The following is a 25,358-nucleotide window of genomic DNA, read 5'->3' on the forward strand; positions in this document are numbered from 1 at the left end:
GTAACTATGTCGTGGTAGAGTAAAGATAAGATATGCATCTTCAAGGAATTCCACATAAGATGCGATGGTGGTTACCGATCCGATTGAAGTAAAGGTTTTTTTAAGGTTTGTAAGTGTAAATTCCCGGGATATGTTTCCAAGCAGATAAACCAGAATTTCGGTAATTACACGGGGATTTTTAATAGAATTCCTAAGGAGAATGTCTCTTGAAATAATATCAAGTAACAGATTTTGAAGAATTTCATCCATCCCATTTTTGAGGTATTCCGGAAAACCACCTGACAATAGATAAGCATGAAAAGAATTCGAAGATTGCTTTTGATTATAATATATCAGATATTCCTGATATGAAAATGGGAACAACTCGATGGGGAGGTTTCTTCCAGTAAGTTTGGATCCAAGTTCCCTACTTAATAGAGATGCATTAGATCCTGTGATTACTACTTTCTTTTGTTTATCCAGAAGATATCGCACATATAATTCCCATCTCGAGAGATTCTGGATTTCATCAAAATAATAGAGATCGTTCTCTCCAAAATCTCTGAGAAAAACTTCTTCAAGAATCTCAAAATCTCTAATCTCAAACTCTGTTAGACGAGGATCTTCAAAGTTCAGGTAATTGAATTTTTCTGCTTTATTCATCGATTGCAGAAGAAGTGTACTTTTTCCGCATCTTCGAATTCCAGAAATGATAATTGCAAAATTTTCCAAAGGCTGAATTTTTTTAAGATCCAGACGTAATACACCTTGATTGCGATTATTGATATTCTTTCTCTGAGCTCTGATAATCTGTGAAAGATCATCTTTCAGAATCATGTATAAAGTTGATATATTTTAATACTCATTAATCTATCCATTATGATTGGATAATATTGATCAATTGAAATGAATAATTTTATCCAATGACATTGGAAATAGTAGATTGATTTTAAGTATCATTATAAAAATTTTATTTATCTCCCTAAATCAATCTCTTTTCGTATTTAAAATAGATATACTCTGAAGTATACTAATTTTAAGTCTGTTTATAAATAGAAAAACAGAATTATCTGCACTCATTCGAAGATTTCATAATAATAAGGCTGAACTCCTGATATTATATGGCCGGAGAAGAGTCAGAAAAATGAACTTATTGACCAGTTTATTAGTCCGGTTGGCGGAATACGACTCCTCGCTCGAGAAGAATCAAGACACTTGTAATTAAAACGAATATCATCTGAATTATCCACATTCTTTAAGGGCGATTAACTGTTTCATGCTCCATTTCCGGACTGGGATGAATTTTTTGTTTATCTTATGCAGCATGGAGATATACCAACAGTTACAGCCATCGATGAATTTACATATCTGGTCCAGGAAGAGCCATCACTTCCTTCTCTCCTTTAATATTACTGGGATAACGGTCTTTGCAATAAAAACCTACATCATTCTCTCTCAGTTCCATTTCTGCCTGTTTATTGGCGTTGTCTACCCAATTGATTAACGGTTTTCAAATAGGGAAATATCGCAATCTTTTGAAATTTTTCCTTCGTATTTAGTGGATATGATGTACGGAGGAAAGGATGTAAATGGAATACGCCCTGCATTTAGTAATTGAATTGCAGCAAACAGAATATAAGGGAGATGGATAAACCCCCCACATTCCTGATGAATTTATTTGATTGATGGGCGGTTATAACATTCTTCAGGTCTCATAACCGGAACAGCGGTTTTCTCTAAAAAATGTCGTTTATTCCAGGTAATAATCAAAGATACCTCATATATTTCTGCCACCCAGAATATCTTTGCATCTTCATATCGAATTCCTCGCTTAATCACATCCATGACACCCCGGGAATATTCCTCCCAGAAATGATCTTCAGAAATAAATCCCACTTTGGGAAAAAGAACCTCAATATCTCTAGCATTGAGGTAAGTATTAACAATTTTTTCTCCTAATTCTCCCTTTCCGCCGGAGGAAAGGATTCCTGCAAGTTCGAATAGATTGTATATCGTAGTTGCAATCCCGTTCTTCTTCAGATCATCAACACATTGTTTTGTAATAATGTACCTGGAATCATGGGTGAAAAAATGACATATTGCAAGAACGTCAGAATCGAAAAGGATCATCTCCTGACCTCATCAATAATCTCATCAATGGAATCAGTGTGAAATGCTTCTGTAATTGCAGATTCTACATCAATTGGATCGTATTCATATGCAATATCACTAAAGGATGTAGTACCCTTTTTTCCATGAAGGGAACGGAAAACGGCCAGTTTGAGGAGATCTTCTGTTTGATATGCTTTAACCAGCCGTCTGACCCCGTCCATTATTACTTCAGTTCTATTCATATAGATTCCTTGATCCTGTAAGGTATCAATAATCCTTACTAAGTTTTCAGGAATCCGTACTTGAATAAGTATTGTTTTATTTGTCATGTTGAATTCATTACATATTCGTAAAAATACATATAGTTTAATTTGTCTATTTATCCATGATGTTCTTTACCAAATCCCGTTTTCAAAGAAAATGATGGATTAAGATTATTGTTCATCCTTATGATAAAGCGAAAGAAACACGAGAAGTTCACTTCGTCAATCATAATAGTAAGATAATCGAAATGGCGGAATATACACCTCACGAGTATTTTTTCGACTGTATCGCATTGGTTTTCCAATATCTGGATTGTATATGATACTTAAGATCTGGTTTTTTATTCGTTTCTTTAATTGGTAATCTTTTATTTTTCGTATGCTTTTTTCAAAGGATGGATTATATGCTACGGTTACCATGATGACAGATTATTGATAAAATCAACATCACTTTTTTTGATGAAATTCCCCTTTTCATAATCTGCAAAAGCTTTTTCAGTTTTTTCTGCAAAAATGATGTCCTCTCGTATAGATTCTTCCAAATCAGAAAGAGGTTTAAGAATAAAACGTTCTCCTTCTTTAATCACAAGCATCTTTTCCCCCTCCGAAAGACCTTTTCTCATTGATGCGGGGATAACAATCTGGCCCTTTGAGCTCATTCGAATAATGCCAATTTCCATTTGAGATCAGTAAGACATATCTTACTTCCTCTGTATTAATATTTTTTACATCAACCCAATAAACCAGGAGAAACATCCTACCAGTGAGTTATGACAATCCAAAGAAGAAAAAATTGTTCTGCATATGTCATCGGTTTAGATGAGCTGTGAACCTAACAGATATCTAAAAAATTACTTTAAACTTCCTTTCAAGAATAATTAAGGAAAATCCCGCAGGGTTCAGCAAGTGCGTTTTTTGGCATCATGATTAAATATTATGAGTCGTTTCTTAAATTTTTGATTTGGAAATCCAATAATGCCTCATTAGTTCGTAGTGAAATTTTGTCTATCCTCAGTTCATTGCCTGCATATACAGTTTCTCTAAAAAATTCTTTTTATTCCATAATATTTTCAGATTTACTAACTTTTGTCCGGTTCATATAATAATTATAGATAAAACCCTCCATTCCGATGATAGATCCTATAACAATCAAAGTCAGACTAAGAGAAACCACAAAAAATTGCGAATTAATAAATTGAACATCACTAAATAGGGTTAAAAAGAGGATTGTAACTCCAATCATTGCAATAAAAGCTGCAGGAATGTCTAAAATGACAATAGGATGTTTATAATTTATCTGGCCAAAAATATCCGTAAATACTGATATTCCATGCACTACCGGATTATGAGTTGATGTATCATCAATATCATATCGTACATTAATGGGAATCTCTTTTATGTTGAGATTTCTCTCACTTATCTGAATAAGAATTTCAGATCCGGCTGACATTCCTTTGGAAGAGAGATGCAGGTCCTGAATTGCTTTTTTGTTGTATGCACGAAATCCACTCTGACTATCGGTGATTTTGTTTACTCCTGCTGCTGTTGTTAGCAGATCAAGTAACTTCATTCCAAATCGCCGGTAAATTGGAATCATACTTGAAATCTCCAGAAAACGGGAACCGATAACAACATCGGCCCCATTTTCTAGTTTTTTAAGTAAATTTTTTATATCTGAAGGGTTATGCTGACCATCTGCATCGATTGTTACCAATGCTTCAGCATCCATTTTCCGGGAGATAGAAAAAATGGTTTTTAATGCGGCACCATAACCTTGATTGGAGGGGTGTTTAATGACAATAGCTCCCGCTTCTTCAGCAACTTCAGCGGTTTTATCGGTTGATCCATCATCTACTACCAAAACAGTATTTGCATGTTGTAATGCTCCGGTAACTACATCGGCGATATGTTTTTCTTCGTTATATGCAGGCAATGCAATTACAACGTTTTTCAGAGATCCCGTTCTTTTCTCTTTTTTCCGAACCGTAATAGGAATCTCGGCTACTCTTAATCCTTTTTCAGTTAGAATCCGGGTAACGCTAGTTTGTGGAACAGCCCGACATAAGAAATCTTTCAGGAGATCATGAGCCCCATCTCCATATGCGACAAATCCCGGATATTTATCGGTAAATACATAAGAAGATACAATATCCGGATTACGTAAAAAACGGGTTCCAATAACAATGTCTGCTTCGTTTTCCAGAAGCAGGGTAGTGAGATATGGAATCTCGTTTGGATTATAAAGGCCATTACCATCAATGGTAACAATAATGTGATACCCTAGATCACGTGCATGGTTTATTCCAATACGTAAGGCAAATGCTTTTCCTTTATTTGGATCAAGTTGAATTACTTCAGCACCTGCCAATTTCGCAATCTCATTGGTACGGTCAGTGGACCCATCATCAACAACAATAACCCGGCTGGAATGCTGTAGACTTAACAGAACCACCATTCCGATGGTCAGTTCCTCATTATATGCGGGAATGACCGTGGCAATCTCTGCTTTTGCCAGATTTTCATCGAGATTATGATTATATTCACCCTTCTTTAATTCCAGCACCCGATTGATACAATGGAGAAACCGTAACATTTCAGGAGGATTTTCATTTGGAAGCAAGAGTGGATTATTTATCTCTCCATTCACTTTGGATTTATCATTTTGAATAAGTGTTTCCTCTATCCTGTCAACTACTATTTTATTTCCTTCCGGTACATTTTCCTGTTGTTGCCCATATTTTTTATTGTCATTATTGGATTGATATCCAATGGGATAAGTGTCGGAAGAAATGATTACAACACCCCTTAACTGACTAAATAATTATTGAAGAATATATAAGTATCTGAAGATTGATTTTGTAAATGTTACCTGTAAAAAAACCCTGAATAATTTGAAAACGCCTAATCCGGGAGAATTTAGAGGGATTCCGGATTATCTATTAATCTTATAAAATGTCTTTATCTAATCATAAAAAAAGTCAATTCAGATGATTTCACTTGATGGAAAAAAGTTATCCTTCAATCCTAATCCGCTATTAGGTGGTAAGATTTATCTGAGCACGTTGAGTGCCTTACTTTGAATAACCGGATTTGAATATACTGGTTCCCGGGTGACGGGGATTGAACCGGAGTCTAATGATGGACCATTTACTTGTCCTTCTTTGTTCAGGATATTTTCCGGATTGGATATTTTTGAGAATCCATTGTTTTGAACACTTAGGTGATTGGTATTTGTAATAGTCATGATTGAACTGGCAGATATTTCAATAGTATTATTCGCCACGATTAATTGCACGATGAAAACCCCTGGTGTGTTATAGGTATGAATTGGGTTTTGTTCTGTTGAATTATTGCCGTCACCAAAATTCCATTGCCATGCTGAAGGAGAACCGGTTGATGCATCAATGAATTGTATTGTCAGAGGGAATATCTCTGTACCTGGAATCCCATAAAATTTTGACTGAATAGGTTCTTGTTCTGATGTGGTGATAGTAAAACCGTTATCCTGTTTAATTGTTCTTCCATCCGGATTGGTTACAATTATATCCCATTGACCGGGTATTTTACCCGTAATCGGGAAATTACAGGTAATAAACTCTGACGATTGTACATCGATATTTGTTGCATAAATGTCAGGCTGTCCGGTCAGATTCAGGTAAATATTTATCCCTTGGGTAAAATCGCTCCCGGTAAGGTTAACTGCCGGAATTGCTCCATAATTCTGGGCTGAATTTGGCATTACTGAAGTGAGAGTAAGGGGGGATGGTGTAACTGATGTTCGTGCCTGAGCTGAATCCGGGTGAATCATGAGTGATGTTACATTCACTGCTTCGAAATCTGTTCCTTTGATATTCCGGAGTGTTTTAAGGGCTTCATTGTCCCAGCGTTCATCCGGAACTCCGGATAAATCCCATGAGCCTCCGGCATTATCTGCAAGAATAACACCATATTTTTTCATCGCTTCCATGATGACCCGTGCCTGGTCCGGATAACCGGAGGTGTCAAAGGATGATTTTAATCTGAATCTCTGTCCCATCGGGGGATATTCCGGATTGGTTAAATCTGATGCATAATGTCTTGCCGGCCAGACAAATGCTTTTTGAGTATCGATGGCTGTAGTCCGGATGGCATGTCTTATCTCCCCTGCTGCTACTTCTTCATATCTGACTAATCCTGGTAGGATTGGAAGGCCAGCGGCATCTGCAGATGTGAAACAGATTGTCCGCAAATCATTGCTGGAAAGATTGTAAACTGCTCCAGAACCGGCAGTCCAGTTTCCATCAGCCTGCTGGATTGCTTTATTTAATTCATAGAGATAGCCATTTTCTTTATCCACGATAAGCATATGAAAGTCATGATCCTGTTGAATGAGTGGATTTTCCGGAATAGGATACGGACCACAATCACTTTCATGTTCATAGTAGATTGTAACATCTACTTTAGGTTGGTCTCCTGGGACAACGTTATATGGGATTCCCCAGGGAACACCATTTTTTAATCCGGAATAAAATTGTGGTTTTGCTGTCTGGGTATCTCCGCCCATTGATCTGATATAATCATCGGAACGGGGATCGACGGGCATTGTATCAATCGGGACATTCCAGATATTATCTTCAGGGAATATCTGGATTCCGTCGAGTGTAAGAATCTCTGAAGATTGGGTTACAATTGTATCTTCCATTTGTGTTTTTTCTTCATGGAAACTGCTGGTAACCGGAGTTCTGACAACGAGCGGGGTTGATGATAATACAGGTTTAGCTATTGATGGACTGGAGATTATCGGTGAATAGGAAACGGGAAGAGAAGGCTTTGGAATTGATGAGGATATACTTTTTTGAAGTGGAATCGATGAAGGAATTTGAGATGCTGATGCTAATGCTAGCATGAAACTGAAAAATAACAGTATAATTATAATTCCTGATATTTTTCTTGCATTCATACTTTTGTCCTCCACATGAAATGATAATCTGATGTCAGTGAATCTTTATGGTAAATATTGGGAGATTCTGATAAAAAATCAATGAATGTAATGCCATTTATTTACATTTTTAATATTTTTCTTTTTTCGAACCTGTTAATCCCGGATATGTAGTGCATAACTATTCATATAAATAATAAGAATATATTGTTAAAAAAATACGTATGTTAATAAGATTTTTCTGAGTCATTGGTTTATCTGAATCAGTTTTTTTTCATAGAGATTTTTTCTCTTTTGATAAAGAATTACTTGATATAGAATCGCGGAATGAAAAAAAGATTATTTTTTTTCACCATGAATTGAATGGACAGGTATTATAAATGGATAAAAGAATATTACTCTAATTTTCCGCATATGAGATGGACATCACCTTATGGAAGAAAAAGAATCGGGGATTTCCGTTGTAATCCCTTTAAAAAATGATGAAAATAGAATTGGCAACTGCCTGAGTGCAGTTTTCAGCCAGTCTTTGTCTCCTCTTGAAGTGCTCATAATTGACGGACACTCAACTGATAGAAGTCTGGATTATGCAAAAAAATTTCCTGTGAAAATAATTTTTGAAGACTATGGAACCGTAGGTGGTGCAAGACAGGTGGGGCTTGAACATGCAAGGGGTTCCTATATTGCTTTTACTGATTCAGATTGTGTTCCTGATTTCAAATGGCTGGAAATCTTATTTATTAATTTTCAGGATGGAATTATCGGAGTTGGGGGCGGAATAAAAAATATCGGGACTGGGATATGGGAAGAATCTATTGGCCTTGCACTGGACTCTTTTCTGGGGAGTGCCAATTCTATTCAGGACCGGGTATTAAAAACTAAAAAATATGTTCACAGTATCAGTGGATGTAACAGTTTATACAGAACAGAAGATCTTCTCAGGGTTGGCGGATATAATACGACATATTTTATGAATGAAGATACGGATATCAATAAAAGACTTCTGGAAATGGATAAGTTGCTCTATGTTCCGGAGGCCCTCGTATATCATAATCAAAATAGAAATCTCAAAAAATTTTGTAAAAGAATGTTCTGGTTCGGGTATGGGAGAGGGTATAACCGATTATATGATCTGCAGGTTATCCCCCCGATTTCCATATTACTTTTAATTCCTCTCTTCTTTTTTGCTCCGGCTTTGGCAATATATTTAATTATTCTATATATTCTTGTTGTCATGATATTTACTCTGTCAATTCTCATGAGAATTAATAAAATAACATATTTCCTGACAATTCCTGTGGTTTTTTTTATGGAACATATTTGGTATACTATTGGATTTTGGTCCGGGACCATAAAACGAATAATCCAACCCAGGTAAAGGTGAAAGTTAAATTCATGTGTAACCCAAATTTTATAATGAGGAATGATTTTTCCTATGGCGAATCAGATATCTGACCCTGATTGACAAATTTGAGGCATAAATTCTTTTATATATTGTAGTAGAATAATTCATTACACAATGTGATTAAGATGAAAAATTCTGATATCGGTCCTAAATGTTGCATTATCTCTTATCCTCAGTCACTTCCCTTTAAATTTCCCTTATCAAACCTGATTGATGTTATCTCTCATATTTGTACTAAAACCACGGTAATTATCGGATGCTATGATAACATGGGCCTTTCATATCCAGATAATCAGGATATTAGTATTCATGAGATTATTATCAATACTGCCAATAACCAAAATAATCTATTGTTTCGAATATTCAGGTTCCTGAAATTCCAGATAAGATTAATCCGGATTTTTTTGCACAAAATTCCAGATAACGATCTGGTAATTTTTTTCATGGATTGGAATCCTTCAATAATTATAATGGTTCTTTTAAGAATTTTGAAAAAAAAATCCATAATTATGTTACCTGCATCTCCAATACTCATGCAAAAGTTCAATCCTGATCCCTTTTCAGGTATTTCAAGAAAAATGATATGGGTTGGATATCTGTTAACTGACAGAATTATTGTTTTTTCAGAACATTTAATCCGGGAATGGAATTTAGAGAAATGGAGAAAAAAAATCCTCATTGATACAAATCATTTTGTCGATTTTAAGGAATTGACCATAACAACGCCATATAATAGTCGTGATACTATTGTGGGCTATATCGGACGATTTAGCAAAGAAAAAGGCTCTGATAATTTTATTCAAGCAGCTTATATACTTTTGAAATCTCATCCGGATATAAAAATCTACATGGGAGGTTCTCAGGATATGAATACTAAGTATGCCGGTTGTGATGAATTTAAAGATACCAATTGTTTAGAAATTGATACCTGGATTCCACATGATAAATTGTCTGTTCCTCTTAATAAATTGAAATTATTAATAATACCCTCATACACAGAAGGCCTGCCAAATATCATGCTGGAAGCAATGGCATGTGGAACACCTGTTCTTGCCACCCCTGTTGGAGCGATTCCTGATGTTATTAAAGACGGGGTGACAGGATTTTTCATGGAAGACAATACTCCGGATTGCATTGTTAGTAATATTAAAAGAGCCCTCCAAACACCAGATTTGGATATCATTGCAAAAAACGCCCGGGATTTTATAGGAAAGAATTATTCATTTGAAAATGCTCAAGAGCGATGGAACAAAATTATTCCCCTTATTCTTTCAAAATGAACACGTAAATCTTACATGATATCCGTCAAATCATCGTAATCAATTTCCTTATCCAATGAATTTTTCTGGTAGTTCATTATCGCTCATTGTTGGAATTGTTTTTATAAAACTGAAAATTATATTATATCTTTTATATTTTATCTTATTGAAAAATATTCGCACAATTTACATGCAAAAGAATTAATTGACCTGATAATAAGATAGATTATTCGTGAAACCGGAATTTTCAATCATCATACCTCTGTATAACCGAGGGGACACAATAAAAAGGGCTATTCTATCAGTTGTGAATCAATATATAACAGATATTGAAATAATCATCATTGATGGGGGGTCTACTGACCAGGGACCGGATATTGTTTCATCAATTCATGATAGCAGGATAATTTTAAAACAACAAACCGGAAATGGGGTTGCAAATGCCCGAAATGAAGGAGTTTTTATTGCTCAATCAGAAATGATTGCTTTTTTAGATTCTGATGATGAATGGATGCCTGAATATTTAACAAATATTCGTGTCCTGAAAAACAGATATCCTGGTGCTGGGATATTTGCTACACGGTATGCAATACAGACAAAATCTGGTATCTTTACTAAAAGTAAATGTCCAACGTTTCCAAAATCGCAGAGGGAAGGAATTATTCCTGGATATTTTTTAGCAGCTGCAATATCAGAACCCTTAGCGACATCTGCTGTCGCCTTACCAAAACATATATTCTATGAAGGGGGCGGGTTTCCCGAAGGAATTAATTATGGAGAAGATATGTTCCTTTGGGGGAAAATTGCATTAAAATATGAGATTGCGTATTCTACATACATTGGAGCATTATATCATATTGATGCAGACAACCGATTGACGTATCTTCCCTCACATTATTATGACATCTATCCCTTGGTTTCATACCTTCAAAATGTCCTCTATCATAATCAGGTACCCGATGATGAAAAAGAAAACATTCTGGAGTATATTGCAAGCAAGGAGATAAATCGGTCATATTATTATTATATTGCTGGAGATTTTTCTGAAGCTAAAAATATTTCTAAAAAGATTAAAACTAAAAAATTACGTTTAAAATTATTGAAACTAAAAATTGCTTTACATACTCCTTTACTGGTATTTGTAATATTAAAAAAAATACTTCCTTCTTATGAAGATCTCTTAAAATAAATATCTCTTTCATGAAATGCGGTTATGAATAGAAAATCTCTGATTATGCTTCCTGTATTAAGGGAATATTTAATTAAGAAGAAGATGTAGAACTGGAAGACATAGAGTATTCTTATCAAATATCCATGTTTAAAAATAATTATGTCTGGAAAGATTATCTTTTAAAGGGAATTCTTACATTTCTTTTTCTTATTATTAGCTATGCTTTATTGGAAACATGGAATACTCCTGCAATCGGGTATGAGGCCTCAATTTATCAATCTACTCCCTGGATTTTATGGATAAGCATCACTTTTTCATTTATTGCCGGTTCAGTTCTCATTATCAATTCCATCCTTAAGAATGGCAGCGAATTATCTATTTCGCGAAAATATGGCTTCACTCTCGTTTTTTTATCTTATGCGATTGTTTTAAGTATTTTTATGATAAGGGGCTATTATATGTGGTGCATTGGAGGTGATCCAGCAAGTCATCTCGGATGGATTAAAGAAATTCTTACAACGGGCGAAACTCCTTTGTCTCTTTTTTATCCTATTGTTCATATATATATCTCTGAATGGGTATATGTATCTGGTCTGGATATCATTATTCTGCACAAAATTGTTCCTTTTATTTTTGAACTGATTTTTATTCTTTTTATGTATATATTAGCAAAAACAATTTTTTCCGATAGGTCCGTAGCCGATATTGTTTTTTTAATTTCTTGTTGTTTTGTTTACAGCTACTATCTCCGGTTGACACCCAATATTTTAGCAAATTTTTTATTACCTCTGATCTTTTATCTACTGTTCAGATTAATTAAAGAACGTAATGCTCCTTTTACGATAATAACAGTTATTTTTTTAATCTTAATGCCCCTTTTTCACACCGTAGCCACATTGATCATTCTTTTTGTATTCATCTCCATTTTTATGCTTATTTTACTGGTTTATGTGAATGATTATCATTTTAAGATTATCAATGATATTAATATCCTAAAATTTCATCCGATTAAGTTTCTTTTTTTTATTTTGATAATCTGGTGGTTTTTTTGGCTATCCTTATTCTCCATTTTCAATCATGAAATACTCTCATTATACAAGATGATAAGTTTTGAAAAAGATGAAGTTTGGTTGGATTCACTAAAAAACACTATTAGTGCTACTGATATGTACGGATACAATGTTCTTGAGCAGATAATAAAAAATATCTGGAGTCAGATTATCCTATGTATATTATCTCTTTTATCTCTTCCCATTCTCTTAAAAAAATTACTTAAAGATCAGGAAAGTTATTTTTTAGTCTCATTAGCAATAGCTTTTATTGGGATTTTTACATTATCCGGTCTTCTGTTTTTTTTACAATTTGATTTTACTCCACAAAGACTACTTTTTGCAATATCCTTATTTGGTACAATCTTTGCTGCATATTTTCTCCACTATTTTCTTAAAAGTATTTTTTTAAGGCCAAAGTTTTTTCATAATTTACATATTCCTGCAATATCTGTGATTATAATTCTCTTTCTTCTTTTCATTGGGAGTCTTTTCATTGTATATTCTTCACCATATATTCTTACAACAAGTTGGCAGACCACTCATTCAGAGATTCAGGGTTTAGAATATACTTTTAGCTACAGGGACATTTTTACTCCATTAACTGGTATCAACGTTGCACCAGGGAGAATGGCATATTATATGTTAAATCCGATAGAACGAAAAAAACAGAATTTGCCTCGATATTTGAAGAAAAACATTCTGCCATATCATTTTGGTTATGATGATGCACAAACTCTCCGTGATATTTATCCAAATGGGACTGATTTTATCATTATGGAAATTGACAGAAGTATGTATCGTGATACATTGCCAGATATGGAATATCTTCGGTATTCATCGTTTGAGTTTGATCGGTTATCAATGGATCCCGGAGTTCTTTTAACCTATTCAAACGGAGGGTTTGATTATTATAAAGTGAGATCTGACTGATTATTTTCTGAATTATAATAATCTGATAATCTCCAGATAGGAACTGTGTTATTTGTATGCCAAATTCCCAATCATTTTCATTTGTTTCTGATGTTGCAAAGATCGTTTCCGGAACGATGTTTGCTCAAATACTCATATTTTTATCTTCTCCAATCATTACCCGTCTTTATGGTCCGGAAGCATTTGGTATTCTCAGTATTTTTACTTCAATTACTGTAATTATTGATGTAATAGCCTGTTTGTCTCTACAATATGCAATTCTTCTTCCGGACCAGGAAGAAGAAGCAGTGAACCTTCTGGGAGCATGCATACTCATTGCGATATCAATCAGTATGATTACTGTTCCTGTTTTTATTTTTGGATCTGATTTGATTGTATTTCTCCTCGGGGCCCCTGAATTAAAACCTTATTTGATATTTATTCCTCCATTTGTGTTGATTAGTGGCTTTTTTATTGCTTTGAATCATTGGAATACCAGAACCAGACATTTCGGACGACTATCTATTGCCCAGATAACACAGTCATTTGTTGCAACCGGTACCCGTCTTGGAGCAGGTTTTGCTGGATTTGCAACCGGAGGAAGTCTCATTGGTGCATATTTTTTAGGCACACTGGTTTCCACCACTACACTTGGATTACAGATTTATCGGGATGATCATAATTTAATAAAAAAGAGCATTTCATGGCATGGAATGATTTCTGCATTGAGACGGTACAAAAAATTCCCTATTATGGATAGTTGGTCCAGATTATTGAATGCGATATCCTGGCAGCTTCCGATTTTTCTGCTTACAGCTTTTTTTTCTCCCCAAATCGCAGGTTTTTACTCTTTAGGTTTCATGGTCTTTCAAATGCCTATGGATCTTATTGGAAGGTCGATTGGTAAAGTCTTTTTTCAGCGTGCATCTGTTGCTCATTTAGATGGAACCTTGTCCATTCTGGTTGAGCATGTTTTTCGGGTTTTGGTAATGATTGGTATGTTTCCGGTTTTAGTCGTAATAATTCTCGGACCTGGATTATTTGCTCTTATATTTGGGAAAATCTGGTATGTTGCAGGATTATATACCCAGATACTGGCTCCCTGGGCATTTGTATGGTTCATCTCCTCTCCATTAAGTTCTATTTGGGCAGTAATGGAAAAACAGGAATTCGGGCTTAAATTTACATCGCTTAATCTTGTGACTCGTTTTCTCTCTCTTATGGTTGGTGCAGTACTTCAAAGTCCGATAATTGCCCTGCTTCTGTTTTCAATATCAGGTTTTTTTGTATATGGGTACCTGAATGTAAAAATGATGTTGTTATCTGGTGTTCAGGCGGTACAAATAAATCGAATTATCTTTGCAGATATTAAATTATGTGTTCCTTTAATGATTATTCTTATTGGATTAATGATTCAAGGAATTGATATCCTGTTTCTTTTAATAATCAGTATTATCTATGGAGTTCTATATTATTCACATATAATTCGATCCGACTCTCAAATAAAAAAACTCATGCGGGAGTTTAAACTTTCAATGAAATGACAATTCATATCATTTATTATTCTTATTATCAAATTCTCCCAAAAAATTTTTTATTCTCAAAATATTTTCCATGGTTGAATTTTTTAAATCGATTGTCAGAATTTTTACATTTTTTCTCTTTAGAATTTCAATTCCAATTTCCGTGATAGAATTCTGCATTTGAATAATTTTTCGAAGCACGGTTAAATCAACTAATGCATGATAATTATCAGAATCCCGATGGGCTATAGTAATTATTCCATTTTTACTTCGGTTATAAATTCTCGTAATTGCTTCTTCATTATCCAAAATGCAATGAATTATTCCGGCAGGAGGAGGGATTTTATGGAAAAAAGAGATAGCCTTTTTTTGATAATCATCATCCTGCCAGTGAGACATATAAAGACCATATCCCAGAATGGTTCCTTCTTCTATCAGAAAAATATCTGAAGATTGAAAATTTTCAAGATTTATTATCCTGCAGGAATTTTGGTATAGGTTTAAGATCCTGTGAAGTCTGATTTGAGGATTGTAAAAATTAGTACCAGAGAAGTAAATTAAAAAACTAAAAAATGGATGATATAATATTTTTTCTTCTACTAATTCCTGGTCCGGATTTTTTAATACTAAATCACTAATTGTTTTTGTAATAGTGTTTTGAAATGGAAGACTGAGTAATATTGTTGCTAATAAATAATTATGGGAGATTCGCCAATTTTCTATTGCATATTTTAAAGCAACTTTTTTCCTTGCTTCATCTAATGTCAACCACTTTTCTGATTTTTTTCTTTGGCGAATTAAATCATCAAATAGCGAGGTTTTTCCGATACCTTCTGTTCCAATAAATTCAATTCTCCTCATAAAATTTTAGTATAAATAAAATGGTAAAATTCTTGTTATAAGGGATAATGGAGATCAATTGTTAAAAACCTTCCTTATTATGAAAAAACCCATATTGGCTAATATTTTTTTTAATGAGATTATTCGTTGCTGCAACTTTTTTTAACCTACTTACATAAATTACACACGAGGATAATAATTAGATGAAAGTTTAACCATTATTTAATTCTTAAATTTCTATTTCTTTAAATAATTCTTCAAACATGTATCCAATGTCATCCCACTTAGGATAAGTTTCCATAAATATTCTTGCTGATTTCCCTAATGATAAAAAAAATTCAGGATTTTTAGCATAATTTTCTAGTATAGATGATAATTGACCCGGATTACATTGATCTATTGTTATTCCTTTACCTTTTAATAAACCAGGTATACATGCAATATTTGTTGAAATCACCGGTTTTCCCATAGCCATCGCTTCTAAAATACTAATTGGGACGTCTGAAATTACTAGTTTAAAGGGAATACAAATAATATCTGAAGAAGATATGTAGATTTTTATGTCCTCTGGGCTTAAATTTTGCGAAATAAATTTTACTGATCCTTCAAGATGGCTTTTTTTTACACTATTTTTTAATCGTATTTGATCCAATATTACGTTATTATTATCGATTCGTGAAAGAAAAACTAATTTAGCGGGAATTTTCTCTCTAAATTTTTCAAATGATTTAAGCAATATGTCTGTTCCTCTGAGTGTCAGAGGAGATGTAAAATATATTATTAGAGGAATTTTTTCTGGGCATATTTCTTGTCGAATATTTTTTATTTTTTTTGAATCTGGTATTTCAAGATCAAAATCGGATATTCCTGGAGGTATAAAATGAATATTAATATTTAATTTTAGATTTTCTAGTTTATCTCTTGTATCTTTACTCATTGCAATAAGACAGGATTTGTTTTTTATTCTATTTTTAACCAGGAAACGTGGTATGAGTGCTGAAATCAAATGATTATATAGTATTTCCGGATGTCTATAAAATTCGTTGATTCCCACATTGAATATCTCTTTTAATGAATATATTGGATTAGAAAAAATACCAATTATTGGTTTATTTATATATATCGGATTTTTTACAAGGCTAACAAAGTTTTCAAGAGTTATAATATAATCCGGATCAATCTCTAAAAGTTTTTTGGATAATTCTTTACTTGGACCAAAAATATTGTGTAATCTATTTACTCTATGAAGTTCTAAATTATCTAAATCATAATTAATTTTATTAGATATAACCGTAACCTTATAATCTTTTTTTAAAAAATATTGAATTATTTCCCAAATATATCTCCAAGGCTGATTACGAAAATTTTTTTCTTCAAAATCATAACAGATTACACAGATATTCATAATATAATTACATTTTTTGTAATAATGGGTCTATGATAGGAGTTACATTCAGTCCTTTATAGTAATACCCGAGGTGTATCGGATAGATAGGACTTGGTCTTTTATCCTCTTCTCCAATAATGAATTTTGTGTAAATCGGATGTAATCTATTATCTGAAGTAAATATTTGTTTTATATTATCTGCAATCCAATGAAGATAGATCTCTGTTACTATGGATAAAAATGTTCTGTCGCCTTTCCATTCTTGATTACTCATGATGAACCGGGTAATTTTAATTGAAGAAATCAGATCCGCAAATCCCGAATCTGGGTGGAAATAGACAAAAACCTGACTATCTGATTCATTCCTCGTATCAAAATCAATTATTTCAATATAATTCTCTATATCTTTAGTCAGATTTATTCCTTGATATCGAATGATTGGATAGTTTTTATCTTTATAATAACATTGAAGGGTCACCGGATAGAGAGAGGATGATTTATTATTTAGAAAAATTTCCAGGTAATATGGGTAAAAAAAATGACCGATGGGATTGTCTTTTATTTCATTTTCAAGCCAGTTCATATAGATTTTTGAAGTTAATGACTCTGTGCTCATGTTGCCAGTCCATTCAGGTCTGGAAATAATAAATCCGGATGTCATTCGTGAAATTAAAATATTTGCCTTTCCAGGTTCCGGAACAAATTGGACCGTGATTTGTGAAGACTCTTTCATCGAGGTAGGAAAATCGATATATGCAATATAATTGCGAATCAATCCGGGAAGTGAAGTATTTTCATATCGAAAAACTGGTTTTTTAATCAAGGGAGATTTATCCAGATAAACCGGTTGAAATGTATCAGTTTTCAAATGTTTTACATATGTAAAAAAGAAATTACTCTCTTCTTCATTTGATTTTTCGATAAAGAATAAAAATCCAATTCCGATTAAGGAATAAATTATTAAAAAAATAAGTAATAGATAGCGAATTTTCAAATAAAATCAATTCTCCATATCATTACTCTATCAACTTTGATCCTGATATATTTCTTTGATAATAATATCTTAAAAAAGAAAAAAGAGTCCTTCGATTCAGAGTGTTAATAAAAATGCATCCATGGCATTGGTTTTATCCAGTCCTGCATAAAAGTATCCCAGGTGGGTAGGATGTACCGGACTTGGACGGTCATCACTCGCTCCAATAATCAGTTGCTCCCATAAGCCCTGAGCAAAAGAATTATTCTGGAATAGTGGTTCAGCATTATCTGCGACCCAGTGAATATAAATTTCTGCAGCGATTGATTCTGGGGTTCTGTCACCAATCCATTCTGGTCTGCTTAAAATAAAATTACCTATGTTTTGTGATTGTTTAACCGTTGCAGTATTAGCGGGCAAATTAAAAAATATGTATACCTGGCCTTTTTTAGAATTATCTTTTTGAAATTCTATGTACTCAACATCTTCTCTAATTTCCGGAGGAAGACTCGTGTTTGGGTAACGGATAACCGGCTTTTTGTTTCCGTAAGATGAAGTTACATCCATTGTTACCAATTCATTAGTTGATTCATCATTGTTTATAGTATTATCAACATTATTATTGTCATTAATAACTGAAAATACCTGATTATTAGAAGATGCTGTACAGTATCCTGTTACAACCAGAATTAGGAAAAACGTAACGCATATTATACTAATAATTTTATACATTTTCACTCCTCTATGTAATATAAAATCGTTTTTCATTGTATATAATTATCTTACTATCATGTAAATTTTTTAACCCAAATCTGAAAAGATAACATTAATGGAAATTAGTAAATAAGTTCCTGTTTAATGATTGGTATGGAAAAATATTTAAAAATTTTATCTTCTTTAAAACATAATAAAAATTCTACAAAAATCACGAGATTTTGTATTGTTTTATTAATTTTTTTTCTTTTATTTGTCAGTGCATATGCCGATGTTGTTTCCGACCTGAATAAAAAAGCAAGTAATCTGAATAAAGAAGGGAACTATAAAGAGGCTCTGAAAGTTTATGATGAGGCGCTAAAAATAGATAATATTTCTACTTCCTCATTATTTGGCAAAGCCGAGACTTACAATAAAATGAAACAATTTGATAATGCCATTAGTACTTATGAAAAAATTATCTCTATCGAACCAAAAAATTTCTGGGCCTGGAGTGGAAAAGGAAATTCCCTAAAAAATTTGGAACGATATGATGAAGCTATTTCGGCTTTTGAAAATATGACAATAATCAATAGTAGTCATGTATCAGGGTATCAAAGTAAAGGAGGAGTTCTCCAAAAATTAAAAAAATATGATGAAGCAATTGAAGAATATGATAAGGCAATAAAAGCAGATCCAAAAAACATTTGGTCTTATTCCAGTAAAGCAGGCGTATATAATGAGATGAAAAGATATCTGGATGCTATTTCAATGTTTGATAAAATGATTGAAATAAACCAGAGTTATTATCCTGCTTATACCTCAAAAGGAGATGCTTTACGTTCTTTAAAATTAGATAAAAATGCTCTGGATGTCTATGATGAAGCAATTAAGATAAATCCGGATTATATTTCAACCTGGCTTAGTAAAGCAGCTGCATTAAGTACCCTGAAACGCTATTCTGAAGCATTGGCAGCGTATGATGAAGCGGCAAAAATTAATGAATCTCATCCCTCACCCTGGTCCGGAAAAGCAAGTGTCTATAATCAGATAAAGGATTATGAAAAAGCCGCAGAAGCATATGATAAAGCGTTGGTCAACGATCCTAATCAAACATGGTTATGGACGGCTAAAGGGAATACTCTAGTAAATTTAGAACAATATTCAAAAGCGGTTCAATCGTTTGATAAAGCAATTTCTCTCAATCAAAGTGATGCTAATCCATGGGTAGCAAAGGGAAAAGCCCTTAATCAGGCTGGTAATTATACTGAAGCGCTCGATGCATTAAATAAAGCAATAATACTCAATCCAAACTCTACAGATGCGATTAAAAATCGTGATAATTTATTAAAATTATTTGATTCATGCAAATCAATTTGCGTTCCAGAAAAATGTCCGGATCATCCGGTAAATGTTACAGAGGAAGTTATCCCTTCTGAAAAACCCGGTTTATTAGATAGTATCTTTACATTTATCTTTGGAGTTAAAACGGATCAGAATATTCAGCTAAAAGAAGCAAGAATAAATAATGAATTGGTAATGCATGCGATAAAGGACATTATCCGATCCGATAATTCACTTATTATTACCGATAAAACCGCAGGAAAAGTTCTAGTGACCGATCTGAATGGAAAAGTAAATTTTGAATTACTCCCTAACAGCACCGGTTCTGATCCGATTACGGAATTTACTGATATAACAATTGATAATAACGGAACAATTTTCATTCTTGATGCTATATCGAATAAAATCCATATATTTGATCCAACCGGAACATTCGTCCGGTCATGGGAACTTGATAAAAATGAAGAAGGAAAAGTAAAGCAGCCGCAGTCAATTTCTGTTATTCCTGGTCCAATTTCTATTATTATAATTGCTGATGCTGGAAAGGCGACATTACCGGTATATGATACAGAAGGGAAATACCTTGAAGATATAGAGATCGAATCAATATCAGAATCAGGTCAACTTTCCCAGTTAGATTTGCAAAAACGTTCTGTTTTATTAACCCAATATCAAAACATTATTCCTGATCAAAATCCGAATCCTTCACAAGCTGAAAGAAATTTCGAAATAAAAAATGCAAATGATATTTACCAGATAAATTTCATTTTGGAGCGTGGAGATTACCTTGGGGCTCAAAAAAATACGGTAGTTGATCGCAACATAAACGATGAAAACCCGGAGGACTGGCTTCCTGTTATACAGGGTATGATACAGGATCCTGTTTTTGAAAAATCTGTTGAGCAGACATTTGAAAAACTTGACAGTATTCGTCGAGAGAAATCTCTTAATGATAGTGAATTTTTTGATCTGATTACGGGATTCATACAACAATTGCCTCTGGACAAAGAAAATGATGTCAGATATCCGATTGAAGTTCTTCATGACAAGAAAGCCGGATCATTTGACAAGGCCATCTTTTTATATTCACTTCTTTATAAGGCCGGATATGATGTAATCTTTCTTTCTTATCCGGGGACAAACCATTATGCGGTGGGTATAAAAACAGATCATGGGGCTGATCCATCTGTAATAACCTTCTATAACAAAGATGATACCATCTATTTCTATATCAATCCGGAAACTGCTTCCTTTGTCGGGAGAATTAGTCCATCTGCCGAAAGCAGTGATCCATTCATGATTCATCTTCTCCCGGAAGATAAAGAACATGCAAAAATTCTGCCTGAATCAAAAATAAGGCTTAATATTATAGAAACACTCCATCAGGTTAATCAGAAGAAAGAATTCCTGGAACAAAAGATAAAAACTCTGGTAAAAACTGTACAAAGAAATCCACAACGCGACCTCGATAAAATTAAAACGGTGACACAGTTTGCTGAGAGTCAGCCTTGGAACACGGAAGGTGTATATCTCCGGTTGAAAAACTCCAAGGTCGGTGACATAAGCTTAAATTATGGAATAAAATAACCTGGAATCTATTCTTTAAATAAAATTTTTTTGAAAGCGACATTATTTCTAGTCATCTGCGGTTTTATATTCGTTTATCTGAAAAACACTATTATCATTAGAATAATGGTTAATCTTTTTTGGGATAATCATAGATATCTAAATTAATTGTTCCTTTTGATGTGGTTTAGAAGTAACCAATGATAATTTATTTTGTGAATAACAAGTAATAGTAAATTTTTAGAGCCTTATTTGATAAATTTTTAGTGAAACTAAAATAAATTGACAAAACCAGTCCTACTTGAATTATCAAAAAGGGAAAAAAAGGGGTATGTATCTGGTTATTCGCTGAGAAGTTTTTGAATATTTGCAATAAGATTAGTGTTCAGGCTGACCGGAATGGTTTCACCAGGGGCCGGATTCCCGGTAAGTTGCCTGTTATACTCTTCATATCCTTCAATTTTTATAGTTACATCATGGACCGGATTTGAATATACCTGCACTGGCACACTAACCGGTGTACTCCCAAATGAAATTCCATCAAAAATCACTTCTCCCTGTGGTTCTGAATTAAATTGGTACCATCCAATCATATTATCAGAAGAAGACCCATCTCCTGTATCAGCAGTTATCCCCTGAATGCTAATTACCAGAATCAGGAATATCAAAAATATTTTAAATAATGACACGTTCTTCACTCCCCCCTGACTTACTACTATACTCTATTGTATCATTTGCATCTATTAATAGTTTCGCTATGTAGGTAGAAATTTTAGGTATGATTGTATCTCCGGAATTATTACATATAATGTGATTTTAAATCTAAATTTACATCATTTCTATGTCCAAACAAATAATATTTATATGATCATAAATATTTTAATAATACAATGAATAAAATTAATCCTCTTCTCCTAAAAAAAATCAAATTTTTACTAGTAATTTTTCTGTTTAATGCTCTGGTTCTTCAACCGGTAACAGCAGACCAATTAGGTAACGAGACCTGTGTATCCAATAGTCAGTCATCTGTTTTATTACTGAATCAAAATACAACCGTCTATTCTTTATCAGATTTGCCTGACATTTCATCTGATAAAAATAAAACTCATGGAATTATTTTATTACATGACCAAAAAGCAATTACAAATCAACAAAGTACCTCTGTAAATAATTCTTTATCAATTATTCAAACCGGGAATAACATAAGTATTAATGGCCCCCCCTCTGTTTCAAATATTAATGTGCCAATATTCTCCTCATCAAAAATGCCTGGTGATTTTCAATTACAATTGAATCCCGGATGGAATTTTCTCTCAACCCCGAAATCACTCAGTATAGGAAATAATACGTTTGAAATTTTTAATAATATCAATACAGCCAGTCATTCAATATATGGACATGATCCGGTTTTGGGCTGGAAAAAAATTTACAAAACAGAAATTTTTGAACCATATACCGGAATATGGATCTTTTCGGTACAAAAAGAATCAGTTTCTTTATTTTATGATTCAGGTAAAATAGATACTTATAAGGGAAAATCGTTAAGAAAAGGTTGGAATGCAATTGGTCTTCCATCAATGATATCAATCCCGACAAGAGAAGCACTTTCATCAATATCTGATAAATGGGTTTTTCTGATTCCGTTTAATTCTACAACAAGAGCATTAGACGTACCTATTATCAAAGGATGGAAGGGAAGATACTCGGACCAATACGAATTGGTCCCCGGAAAAGGATATTGGATATACATGAGTTCTGATGGAACTCTTATCAGTTGTGATAAAAACCCTGATATTAATGTCACCGGAACGGTGAAATATAAAACAGAAATGGATAATGGGTGGTCTTTTTCAATACCCGGGACCATAAAAGGTTCAATATCGCCAGAAACCGGATTGATATCTATAGAATCATCTGATGCAGTTATTACATATGGAGGAAAAACATATCCTCTGAAAATGAATATTAATGCTTTTATGGAACAATAATCATAATTTTTACACAATATATTAATCTGTTACATATCTAATACAATACAGTTATCTCTCCTGGCTTTACCTATGGAACGATTGGAAGAAATCACTGCGGTGATTTTGAATACTATTGCAAATGAGAAAACCGGCCTGAGTATTGTTGAACTTGCAGAACTAACCGGAATACATCGGAATGTCCTGGCAAAATATATCAAGGTTCTCGAGGCTCAGGGGAAAATAGAAATTTCCCGGGTCGGTGCAAAAAAATTTATTCAACTCAGTCATCGTGTCTCGGTATCATTTCTTAAGGTATTTACAACTCTTCCATTTTTTATTTTTGATCGTCATCTTACCGCAATAGATAAAAATAAAGAAATTTTGGAATTATATGAACTTGAACATATAAATTCTGATATGTCAGATAGTCAGGATCGATTACTCAGTATTTTTCTTTCTGATGAGGTAGTTCCATTACTTCAGGATGGAATTCGCGGTCAGCGTTCACACATAGATTTAGAAACAGGAACTTCTAAAAATCCTCATTCATATTTTCTCACCATTATTCCAGTTGTGTTTGATAACGGAAGACCCGGATCAGCGTTAATTATTGAAGATAAATCCAAAGAAGAAGAAAAAAGAAAAAAATGTGATCTGATAAAAAATGCATATCAGGAATTATTGGAAAACCAGGTCCAATTTATTGTAAGGTTTAACAGAGATTATAAAATAATTACTACAAATACATGTTTCTCCGAACACACCGGAATAGATGAAAAACTTCTCACCGGATCACAATTTATACCACCCTATCCTGAAGAAAATTTTTCAAATGTAATTAATCGAATGTCTTCAATTTCAAAAAGTGATCCGGTAGTGACACTTGATCTTCGCCGTATCAATAAAAATGGAGATTTTTCATGGGAAAGATGGAAGATCAAAGGGATATTTGATAAAAAAAGTGGGAAATTTTTAGAGTATCTGGCGATTGGTATTGACATTACCGAACTTAAAAGGACCGAGCAGGAATTTCTTCATTTAAAAAATAACCTTGAAACAATAATTCATACGAGGACGATTGAACTTCGTGAGGTGAATAATGAGTTAAATAAAGAGATCTTCAGGAGAGAAGGAATTGAACGTGAACTTGCCCTGACAAAATTTGCAATAGACAGTGCTCATGATTTAATTTTTCTTTTAAATTCTGATGGCGATATCCAATATATGAACGTCCGAGCCAGGGAAAATCTTAATAATTTATCCGGTAAAACTCTGAATATCCGGGATATTCTAATTAATGATTCCAGATTAGGTTCTAAAAATCTCTTAACTTTGACTCCAAATGAAATGATTGATTCGGGTATTTTAACGATTAAAGGTTCAATTCATAGTACTCAGGGAAAAGATATTCCGGTTGAAATTACCATGAGCCGAATTATCGAACAGGGTGAAGCGGTTTTTTGTTGTATTGCAAGAGATATTACCGATAGAACGAAAATTGAACGGGATTTATATAATTATCGAAAACACCTGGAACAAATAATTGATGAACGGACCAGCCGGTTACAAAAGGAAATTGATGAAAAGAAATTACTGGAAACAGAATGTTCTCAAATAAAAAATAATCTTATTTTATTTACTGATAATTCTTTAGAGTCTGTCTTTATTTATGATTGCGATAATGAACAGTATTTTGATGTTAATCAAACCGCAGAGACGACTTTTAACATAGACCGAAAAAATTTAGAGATGATTCCGGAACTTTTTTCCAAAGTTGTATGTAAAAATGGAAAAAATCTTAATCATGTAATAAATGAAAAAAGAACAGAATTCAAGTTAAATTCAATGATATCCCTTCGAACAATAATACAATCAGAACAATTACTGGAAAAAGAAGTAATTATTACATTAAAATCTCTTGAATTAGATTATAAAAAATTATTACGAATTGGAGTCATTGATATCTCAGAAACATTGAGCATATCGTGACTATC

21 protein-coding genes are annotated in these 25,358 nt (G+C 33.4%); 9 read left to right on the plus strand and 12 right to left on the minus strand.

What is annotated here, in order from left to right; all coding sequences use genetic code 11:
- A partial coding sequence (locus DLD82_RS11320) for an ATP-binding protein (RefSeq protein WP_109941237.1) occupies window positions 1-816 on the minus strand: 816 nt, incomplete at its 3' end.
- Between the two features lie 487 nt (window positions 817-1,303).
- On the opposite strand from DLD82_RS11320, the gene DLD82_RS18960 reads away from it, so the two are divergent.
- Window positions 1,304-1,483: a hypothetical protein gene (locus DLD82_RS18960; RefSeq protein ID WP_146199770.1), complete on the plus strand. Its 180-nt coding sequence runs from the start codon at window positions 1,304-1,306 to the stop codon at window positions 1,481-1,483.
- A gap of 170 nt (window positions 1,484-1,653) precedes the next feature.
- Here DLD82_RS18960 and DLD82_RS11325 read toward each other — a convergent pair whose 3' ends face one another.
- The 6 genes from DLD82_RS11325 to DLD82_RS11350 form a co-directional block, all read right to left on the minus strand.
- A complete protein-coding gene (locus tag DLD82_RS11325) occupies window positions 1,654-2,109 on the minus strand; it encodes a hypothetical protein (protein ID WP_109941238.1) in 456 nt (151 codons plus the stop codon).
- Window positions 2,106-2,333, minus strand: a complete 228-nt coding sequence (locus DLD82_RS11330; RefSeq protein ID WP_146199771.1) for a hypothetical protein — start codon at window positions 2,331-2,333, stop codon at window positions 2,106-2,108. The genes DLD82_RS11325 and DLD82_RS11330 overlap by 4 nt, the downstream gene beginning before the upstream one ends.
- A 243-nt stretch (window positions 2,334-2,576) precedes the next feature.
- Window positions 2,577-2,774, minus strand: a complete 198-nt coding sequence (locus tag DLD82_RS11335) for a type II toxin-antitoxin system RelE family toxin (RefSeq protein WP_109941240.1) — start codon at window positions 2,772-2,774, stop codon at window positions 2,577-2,579.
- Window positions 2,768-3,013 carry an AbrB/MazE/SpoVT family DNA-binding domain-containing protein gene (locus tag DLD82_RS11340; RefSeq protein ID WP_245920427.1) on the minus strand — a complete coding sequence of 82 codons (246 nt, stop codon included), beginning with the start codon at window positions 3,011-3,013 and terminating at the stop codon, window positions 2,768-2,770. Before DLD82_RS11340 ends, DLD82_RS11335 begins: the two co-directional genes overlap by 7 nt.
- A gap of 395 nt (window positions 3,014-3,408) precedes the next feature.
- Complete coding sequence (locus DLD82_RS11345) at window positions 3,409-5,001, minus strand: glycosyltransferase family 2 protein (protein WP_109941242.1); 1,593 nt, start codon at window positions 4,999-5,001, stop codon at window positions 3,409-3,411.
- A 402-nt stretch (window positions 5,002-5,403) separates the two neighbouring features.
- On the minus strand, window positions 5,404-7,293 hold the full coding sequence (locus tag DLD82_RS11350; RefSeq protein WP_245920428.1) for a PKD domain-containing protein: 1,890 nt from the start codon (window positions 7,291-7,293) through the stop codon (window positions 5,404-5,406).
- A 412-nt stretch (window positions 7,294-7,705) separates the two neighbouring features.
- Here DLD82_RS11350 and DLD82_RS11355 point away from each other — a divergent pair, with 412 nt between their 5' ends.
- The 5 genes from DLD82_RS11355 to DLD82_RS11375 all read left to right on the plus strand — a co-directional run bounded on the left by DLD82_RS11355 (window position 7,706) and on the right by DLD82_RS11375 (window position 14,612).
- Window positions 7,706-8,650, plus strand: a complete 945-nt coding sequence (locus tag DLD82_RS11355) for a glycosyltransferase (protein WP_109941243.1) — start codon at window positions 7,706-7,708, stop codon at window positions 8,648-8,650.
- 152 nt (window positions 8,651-8,802) lie between these two features.
- Entirely contained in the window at window positions 8,803-9,957 is a 1,155-nt protein-coding gene (locus DLD82_RS18965) for a glycosyltransferase family 4 protein (protein ID WP_109941244.1), read from the plus strand.
- 211 nt (window positions 9,958-10,168) lie between these two features.
- On the plus strand, window positions 10,169-11,125 hold the full coding sequence (locus DLD82_RS11365) for a glycosyltransferase family 2 protein (RefSeq protein ID WP_109941245.1): 957 nt from the start codon (window positions 10,169-10,171) through the stop codon (window positions 11,123-11,125).
- Between the two features lie 125 nt (window positions 11,126-11,250).
- Window positions 11,251-13,089, plus strand: a complete 1,839-nt coding sequence (locus tag DLD82_RS11370) for a hypothetical protein (protein ID WP_109941246.1) — start codon at window positions 11,251-11,253, stop codon at window positions 13,087-13,089.
- A gap of 56 nt (window positions 13,090-13,145) precedes the next feature.
- Complete coding sequence (locus tag DLD82_RS11375) at window positions 13,146-14,612, plus strand: lipopolysaccharide biosynthesis protein (protein ID WP_109941247.1); 1,467 nt, start codon at window positions 13,146-13,148, stop codon at window positions 14,610-14,612.
- 9 nt (window positions 14,613-14,621) lie between these two features.
- Here DLD82_RS11375 and DLD82_RS11380 read toward each other — a convergent pair whose 3' ends face one another.
- The 4 genes from DLD82_RS11380 to DLD82_RS11395 all read right to left on the minus strand — a co-directional run bounded on the left by DLD82_RS11380 (window position 14,622) and on the right by DLD82_RS11395 (window position 18,523).
- Window positions 14,622-15,452: a hypothetical protein gene (locus tag DLD82_RS11380; protein WP_109941248.1), complete on the minus strand. Its 831-nt coding sequence runs from the start codon at window positions 15,450-15,452 to the stop codon at window positions 14,622-14,624.
- Window positions 15,453-15,660: 208 nt separating this feature from the next.
- Window positions 15,661-16,836 (minus strand): glycosyltransferase family 4 protein, encoded by a 1,176-nt coding sequence (locus DLD82_RS11385; RefSeq protein WP_109941249.1) that lies wholly within the window; start codon window positions 16,834-16,836, stop codon window positions 15,661-15,663.
- 7 nt (window positions 16,837-16,843) lie between these two features.
- Window positions 16,844-17,686, minus strand: coding sequence for a hypothetical protein (locus DLD82_RS11390; RefSeq protein ID WP_181391394.1), 843 nt, complete (start codon window positions 17,684-17,686; stop codon window positions 16,844-16,846).
- Between the two features lie 222 nt (window positions 17,687-17,908).
- Window positions 17,909-18,523, minus strand: a complete 615-nt coding sequence (locus DLD82_RS11395; RefSeq protein WP_146199774.1) for a hypothetical protein — start codon at window positions 18,521-18,523, stop codon at window positions 17,909-17,911.
- A gap of 135 nt (window positions 18,524-18,658) precedes the next feature.
- Here DLD82_RS11395 and DLD82_RS11400 point away from each other — a divergent pair, with 135 nt between their 5' ends.
- On the plus strand, window positions 18,659-21,415 hold the full coding sequence (locus DLD82_RS11400) for a tetratricopeptide repeat protein (protein ID WP_181391395.1): 2,757 nt from the start codon (window positions 18,659-18,661) through the stop codon (window positions 21,413-21,415).
- 320 nt (window positions 21,416-21,735) lie between these two features.
- Here DLD82_RS11400 and DLD82_RS11405 read toward each other — a convergent pair whose 3' ends face one another.
- Entirely contained in the window at window positions 21,736-22,083 is a 348-nt protein-coding gene (locus tag DLD82_RS11405) for a PEGA domain-containing protein (protein ID WP_109941253.1), read from the minus strand.
- A 201-nt stretch (window positions 22,084-22,284) separates the two neighbouring features.
- On the opposite strand from DLD82_RS11405, the gene DLD82_RS11410 reads away from it, so the two are divergent.
- Both DLD82_RS11410 and DLD82_RS11415 read left to right on the plus strand, forming a co-directional pair.
- Window positions 22,285-23,382 carry a hypothetical protein gene (locus DLD82_RS11410; protein WP_109941254.1) on the plus strand — a complete coding sequence of 366 codons (1,098 nt, stop codon included), beginning with the start codon at window positions 22,285-22,287 and terminating at the stop codon, window positions 23,380-23,382.
- Between the two features lie 72 nt (window positions 23,383-23,454).
- Window positions 23,455-25,353 (plus strand): PAS domain S-box protein, encoded by a 1,899-nt coding sequence (locus DLD82_RS11415; protein WP_109941255.1) that lies wholly within the window; start codon window positions 23,455-23,457, stop codon window positions 25,351-25,353.
- Window positions 25,354-25,358 lie beyond the last annotated feature (5 nt).

The organism is Methanospirillum stamsii (assembly GCF_003173335.1).
GTDB classification, from domain to species: domain Archaea; phylum Halobacteriota; class Methanomicrobia; order Methanomicrobiales; family Methanospirillaceae; genus Methanospirillum; species Methanospirillum stamsii.